General features: G+C 66.1%; 6 protein-coding genes. All 6 read right to left on the bottom strand.

The window, feature by feature from the left end:
- Positions 1 to 238: 238 nt before the first annotated feature.
- The 6 genes from FZ029_RS32580 to FZ029_RS32555 all read right to left on the bottom strand — a co-directional run bounded on the left by FZ029_RS32580 (position 239) and on the right by FZ029_RS32555 (position 5,280).
- A complete protein-coding gene (locus FZ029_RS32580; RefSeq protein ID WP_149274328.1) occupies positions 239 to 604 on the bottom strand; it encodes a hypothetical protein in 366 nt (121 codons plus the stop codon).
- Between the two features lie 55 nt (positions 605 to 659).
- Positions 660 to 1,103: a hypothetical protein gene (locus tag FZ029_RS32575; RefSeq protein WP_211104287.1), complete on the bottom strand. Its 444-nt coding sequence runs from the start codon at positions 1,101 to 1,103 to the stop codon at positions 660 to 662.
- A gap of 148 nt (positions 1,104 to 1,251) precedes the next feature.
- Positions 1,252 to 1,800, bottom strand: a complete 549-nt coding sequence (locus FZ029_RS32570) for a tetratricopeptide repeat protein (RefSeq protein ID WP_149274324.1) — start codon at positions 1,798 to 1,800, stop codon at positions 1,252 to 1,254.
- Between the two features lie 17 nt (positions 1,801 to 1,817).
- Positions 1,818 to 2,960: a DUF3047 domain-containing protein gene (locus FZ029_RS32565; protein WP_211104286.1), complete on the bottom strand. Its 1,143-nt coding sequence runs from the start codon at positions 2,958 to 2,960 to the stop codon at positions 1,818 to 1,820.
- Positions 2,961 to 3,022: 62 nt separating this feature from the next.
- Entirely contained in the window at positions 3,023 to 3,727 is a 705-nt protein-coding gene (locus FZ029_RS32560) for a response regulator transcription factor (protein WP_149274322.1), read from the bottom strand.
- The gene (locus tag FZ029_RS32555) at positions 3,715 to 5,280 is read right to left on the bottom strand and encodes an ATP-binding protein (RefSeq protein ID WP_149274320.1); all 1,566 of its coding nucleotides are present in this window, start codon (positions 5,278 to 5,280) and stop codon (positions 3,715 to 3,717) included. Before FZ029_RS32555 ends, FZ029_RS32560 begins: the two co-directional genes overlap by 13 nt.
- Positions 5,281 to 5,484 lie beyond the last annotated feature (204 nt).

The following is a 5,484-nucleotide window of genomic DNA, read 5'->3' as shown; positions in this document are numbered from 1 at the left end:
CCAGAGCCGCAGGTCCGCCGCCGTCAACCCGTCCGCGATCTTCAGGCTTGCCGACATGCTCACCCCCACTCCCGGTGAAGCTTCAGTGAATCATGCTCGCTATAATTTGGGAATCCCCTGCGACCCGAGAGTCAGTTCAGGCGTGAGCCGGTATGAGAACACGGTGAGAACGCAGGCGCACCCGCACTGACCGAGGTTCGCTTTGCCGATTCAGTCCGGACAAGCCGGGTTTCAACCTTCAGGGGCCGGCTGGAAGCGGATCGTCCACAAGATGTTGATCTGAGGCGGCCCAGCGGGTGCCGCATAACTTCCACTGCCACGCGAAAGCGAACTGGATCAGGGGCTTGACCGGGCACAACCCGGGCGCCGAACAGCGATTATGGAACATGCACTTCTGCAACCGCCCAGGACGGCGCGGTAGGGGCGGCCAGCCCGCCCCGCCGCCGTCCCCATCGGCCAGCCCCCGGCACCGGGCCTCCGCCCGGATCAGCGCCTCCAGCTCCCCCGCCATCGAGCGGCTGTCCGCCGCCGCCAGCTCGGCCAGCAGGGCGCGCACCTCCGGCCGGAACCGCACCATCATCTGCTCGGTCTTGACCGACACCATGCCTGCCCCTCCCCTTACGGCTGGTCGGCCGGATCGGCCCCCGCTCCGATGATCGTCACCACGCCATCAGCTGGCGCTTCATCACCCCGAGCAGGGCCAACGCCACGGCAACAGCTCCCGTGGCAAAGGCCGAGATGGCAACCGGCAGAGCACCGCCGGGATCATGGGGATTGTGCTGGGACAGCATCGTCAGCAAGCCGAACGGAACGACTGTAAAAAGATGCCACGTCGTGGCGGCGGATAGACCCAAAGCGATCACCAGCACGATACGGGCAGCTTCAAACGACCATGGCATGTGCAAACACTCCATCCATTCCAGAAACTCACTTTTCCGAGAGCGGCCCACGCCGCCCTCATGCGCGTCGGCCGCCGCTGCGGTGCCCACCGTCGCGCCGCGCGGCACCGCGCAAGCGGGAAACCACAGCCAATGCGGGAAAATCTCCGCAATCTTAAAACAGACACCGGGCGTTATGACAAGCCGGCCCGGCGGGATATCCACGTTCTCAACGTGTTCCCACATCCCGGACAATCTGCGCACTTTCGTGTAGTGACCCCATCAAGCCGCTTTTCCGCTTCACAAACGCCACGGTTTCCATGGCGTACTCCCCCACCGTCACCAAGCCCGACTTCTTTGCACCAACGTCGGTTCAGTTGGACGACGGTGTGGACCGTTCGGCGGCCGGAATTACTGAAAGGTCAAAACCAGCGGCAGCCAGTTCACGCGCATTGACATCGCCCTGCACGGCTGCCTTGCGGATCCACTCCTTTCCAGCGTCCAGGTCGCAGGGGATGCCGTCACCGCGCAGGAGAGTCAAACCATAGTCGTATTGGGCGGCGGCGTAACCGGTTTCCGCTGCTCGAAGCATCCACCGCGCCGCAATGGCAGGGTCGCGTGGCACACCCAACCCGTCCGTATAGATTTGCGATAGAAAGATCATGGATTGGGCATGGTTGCGCTCGGCGCAGGTTTCGAACACCTCCTTCGCCTGTTGAAAATCGCCGCTTTTATAGGTCTCATAGCCGACCCAGCAATAAAGGCCCAGACGTTCGGGATAGCGGCGAACGACGTCGCGGTAATAATCGATGGTCAAGTCGCCGAAGGCGCTGTCATCCTCGCTCCTCTCGAACTCCGACGCCGTGGCCGCGATCGGGAGGAACAGGGTGACGGCCAGGGTTACGGCAAGCAGGGTGCGCATGCGGTGTCCTCCTTCGTTCAAAGCAATGTCTCGTGCCAGCCGTTGCCGCGGATCCGGATGCCGGCGTAGCGGCAGGACCCCGAACCGCGCAGGAAGACGCTGTTGGCAATCATCCAGACGCGCGTGATCCGCGTGGCGTTGCCGCCGATGTGGGCCTTGTAGTCTTCGAAAAGGTTGCGGCTTTCGGGCAGCCATCGGCCCAGTTCGGCAACGCCGCTGCGGGCCACCATGTGCGTTTCGATGGCCGTCCAGAACGGCAAAGGGCAGGGAAACACCGTCCCCACGGGCAGGCCGGCGCTCCACATGTAGGTGATGTCGCGGCCATCGTCGAATTCGACGGCGATCGACAGGTAATCGTGAGTGAGCGCTTGATCCTCGGGCACGTCGGCGGGCAATTCCTCGACGATCCATCGCCAGTCGATGGTCGCGCCGGCCTCCAGCGGCAGGGACACGTCCCGTTGCAGCACGCCCACGTTTTTGTGGGTGTGGCAGCAGATCTCGTCTCCATGCGCGGAGAAGATGCCGCCATCGCCGAACTGGTGGTAATAGCGCCAGCCGGCCGGTACGGAGGGGGCGAATTGCAGCCGGGCGATTTCGGCGGCGACAAGGCCGCCGACATCGCCGCGGGCAGCAAGAGCTTGCAGCCCCATCAGCGGATCTCCCTGCCAGAACAGAGCGATGCCCTCGATACGCCCCTCGCCCTGGACATAGCTGTCCACCGGCGTGAACAGGCGGCCGTCTTCGTCGGCCCATTCGCTGACCGCCCGCGCGATTTCAACCGGGCCGTCATGGGGAGCGATCAGGGTGCCGGTGTTGAACATGGGATTGTAAAGCGGGCCGCGGCCGGCGATCCGGGCGTGAAAGGCGACACCCGGCTCGACCCAGACGTCGTGTTCGCGGGCGACGTGCCATCGCCCGGCCAGCAGGAACGTGACCGCCTGCCCGGCGGCGGCGGCCGGAAGTTGCTTGGCCCAGGGCAGGTCGGCTTCGGCCAGGGCGAACCCGTCAAAGGCGGCAAGGCCGGGGAGCGGCGCGGCCAGCAGCGCCGCGAAGCCGGCGGACAACGCCCCCGGCGCCAGGGGCTCGGCGGCCAGGTCGCCGGAATGGACATGAGGGGGGAGAGAAAGCATGACCCGGACCTTCCTTCTGATCGGCGACACGGGCAAGTCTGCCAGGGGCCGGGGCCGGAAGGGTCAGGTCGGGCGCAGAAGATTTTCAGAAATCAATCAGCATCGGGATCGTGACGGTAGCCGACGCCGTAGACGGACCGGATGATGCGCGGCGCGCCGGCATCCCGTTCGATCTTGCGGCGCAGGGCGGACACATATTGATCGAGGGAATGGCTGTTGGGTAGGTAGTCCCGGCCCCAGCACAGATCGTACAGGTCGTTGCGGCTGACCGCCTCGCCCATGCGCGCATGCAACACGCTCAGGATGGCCACGTCGCGCCGCGTCAGGTCGATGCGCCGGTCACCGCGGAAAGCCCGCAGAGCCTTGGGATCGACATCCAGATCGTCCATGCGGAACCGTCCCATGCTTTCGACAGGCCGCCCGGGAGATGCGGAACCGCCGCAACGGCGTTGGATCGCCCGGATGCGCGCCACCAGTTCGCGGATGCCATACGGTTTGGAAACGTAATCGTCCGCGCCGATTTCCAGGCCGATGACCCGGTCGATTTCCTGGTCGCGGGCCGTCAGCAGCAGGATGGGAACCCGATCGTCCTCGCGGCGCAGGACGCGGCACAGTTCGAGCCCGTCCATACAGGGCATCATGATGTCCAGAATGCAGAAGTCCGGCCGCCGGGCCCGGAAGGCCGCCAACGCGGCCGCCCCGTCTCCGGCGACCGAGCAGTCGAAGCCTTCAAGTTCCAGGAGGTCGGCGAGCCCCCGACGCAGGTTGATGTCGTCGTCGGCGATCAGGATGTGCATGGCGGCTCCTCTCCGTCCGTGCCAGGGGCCGGGGCGCAACGAAGCCAGGCGGTGGCGCGCGTGCCGGGGGCGGCGTTCTCGATCCGCGCATCGCCGCCGTTGGCGCGGGCAAGGCGCCGGATGGTCGCCAGCCCCAGGCCGAAGCCGGATCCGCTCTCCTGCTGCCACGGTGTGAACGCGCGTTCCGCCGCGGCCGGCGGAATGCCGGGGCCGTGATCGCGCACCGACACCATCAAGCGGTTGCCCTCCACCCAGGTGGCGATGTCGATGGGGCTTCCGGCAGCGTATTTGCGGGCGTTGTCGAGAAGGTTGGTGACGATTCGTTCAAAAGCCGCGCGGTTGAAGACGACGGATCCCGTCGCTCCCAACCGGACGGCAGGGGTGCATCCCGCTCCGTCGAGCAAAGGGCGCAGACGGGCCAGTATGGAGGACACCAGTTCCGCGGGCCGGGCGGTGCCGTGATCGGTCAGTTCCGCCGCACCGCCTTTGGCGATGGCCACCGCGTTGTCGGCCAACAGGCTGAGACGGGTGATTTCCTCCTCGACAATGCGGCAATAGTTCCGGATCGAGGCGGGATCTTCGGCCTTGCGCGCGATGAGAAGAGCGTAAAGGTGAAGATTGGCGAGAGGCGTGCGCAGGTCGTGGGACACCTGGGCGGCGATTTCCATGCGCCGCCGGCCTTCCTCCAACCTCATCCGCTGCGCGCGGTGAACGACCCAGCCCAGGCTCACCCAGCTTGCCAGCAAGGGCGCGATGATCGCCATCAACATGGGCCAGCGGCCGGCGCCGGGGTCCGCTCCGTTGCGGCGGCGGGCTTCCGCTTGCCAGCCGCGCAACGGAACATCAAGGCGCGCCGCCGCGAGGGCCGGCTCTTCGCCGATCCCGGCCTCCGGCCAGACCGGCGCGCCGGCGGCATCGGTCAGGCTCAGATCCCAGAGATCCGATTGTCCGGGGTCGGCATCCAGGGCGGCGCGAACGGCCTGATCGACCGCGGCGGCGGCAAGCACCACGCAGAGCAGCCGGTCCGGCAACTGGCGCCGGCAATGCAGAAGGGCGCGGCCATCCTCGTCCGCCACCCAGGCCCAGCCTTGTCCCCCGGCAGACACGGCCGTGTCCGCCCGCACCCCGGCCAAGGCGCCCAGCAGGCTGTGCAGCTTGCGCTTTTCCAGCAGCGGTTCGGGGTTGTCTTCGGAAGGAAACAGCCGATGGCCGCCCTCTTCCACCAGGGCAAACCCCATGTTCTGGGCCAAGATCAGATTGCGCAGGGCGGATATGGGGTCGGACGCGGATGACAGCGTCGAGGCAACCCGGGCGACGGCTTCGGCGGCCTGTCGTTCGACCGAAGACCGGGCGGCATCGCTGACAAGACGCAGGCGAGCGGTGGCAGCGTCGGCCTGTTCCGCCCGCAGCACGATGCGGTCGGCCTCGCTCGCTTGGAAGGTCAAGATGCCGATGACAAGCAATGGAATGCCCATCAGTACCAGGGAAACCAGTGGCTGTCTGCGTGTCGCCGTCATGAGGCCAGTGTGCAACACGCCCACGTCCCGTTCCATTGGCCATTCGTCGATGAATGAACCGCGCGCGGCCTCCCTGGGACTTGGAGGGGGACGAAAGTTCACACAGGAAGCGGCATGCCCGCTTCACGGCGTTTTCGACGGTCAGGGGTGACGACATAGGACGGGCGGGAAAACAGCGGACTTATGTAGCATCCGCCACTATGGCCGGCGGGTGAGCTGGCCTGGTGAGCACAAATCATG

Origin of the sequence: Azospirillum sp. Sh1 (genome assembly GCF_008365135.1) — a bacterium.
GTDB lineage: Bacteria > Pseudomonadota > Alphaproteobacteria > Azospirillales > Azospirillaceae > Azospirillum > Azospirillum oryzae.
Note: the sequence above shows the minus strand (reverse complement) of the source record. Positions and strands in the feature narration are given on the sequence as shown.

Bases quoted from the DNA above. Each gene is read 5' to 3' on its own strand.
- FZ029_RS32555 (WP_149274320.1), bottom strand. From the start codon at position 5,280: ATGGAACGGGACGTGGGCGTGTTGCACACTGGCCTCATGACGGCGACA.
- FZ029_RS32570 (WP_149274324.1), bottom strand. From the start codon at position 1,800: ATGCGCACCCTGCTTGCCGTAACCCTGGCCGTCACCCTGTTCCTCCCG.
- FZ029_RS32560 (WP_149274322.1), bottom strand. From the start codon at position 3,727: ATGCACATCCTGATCGCCGACGACGACATCAACCTGCGTCGGGGGCTC.
- FZ029_RS32580 (WP_149274328.1), bottom strand. From the start codon at position 604: ATGGTGTCGGTCAAGACCGAGCAGATGATGGTGCGGTTCCGGCCGGAG.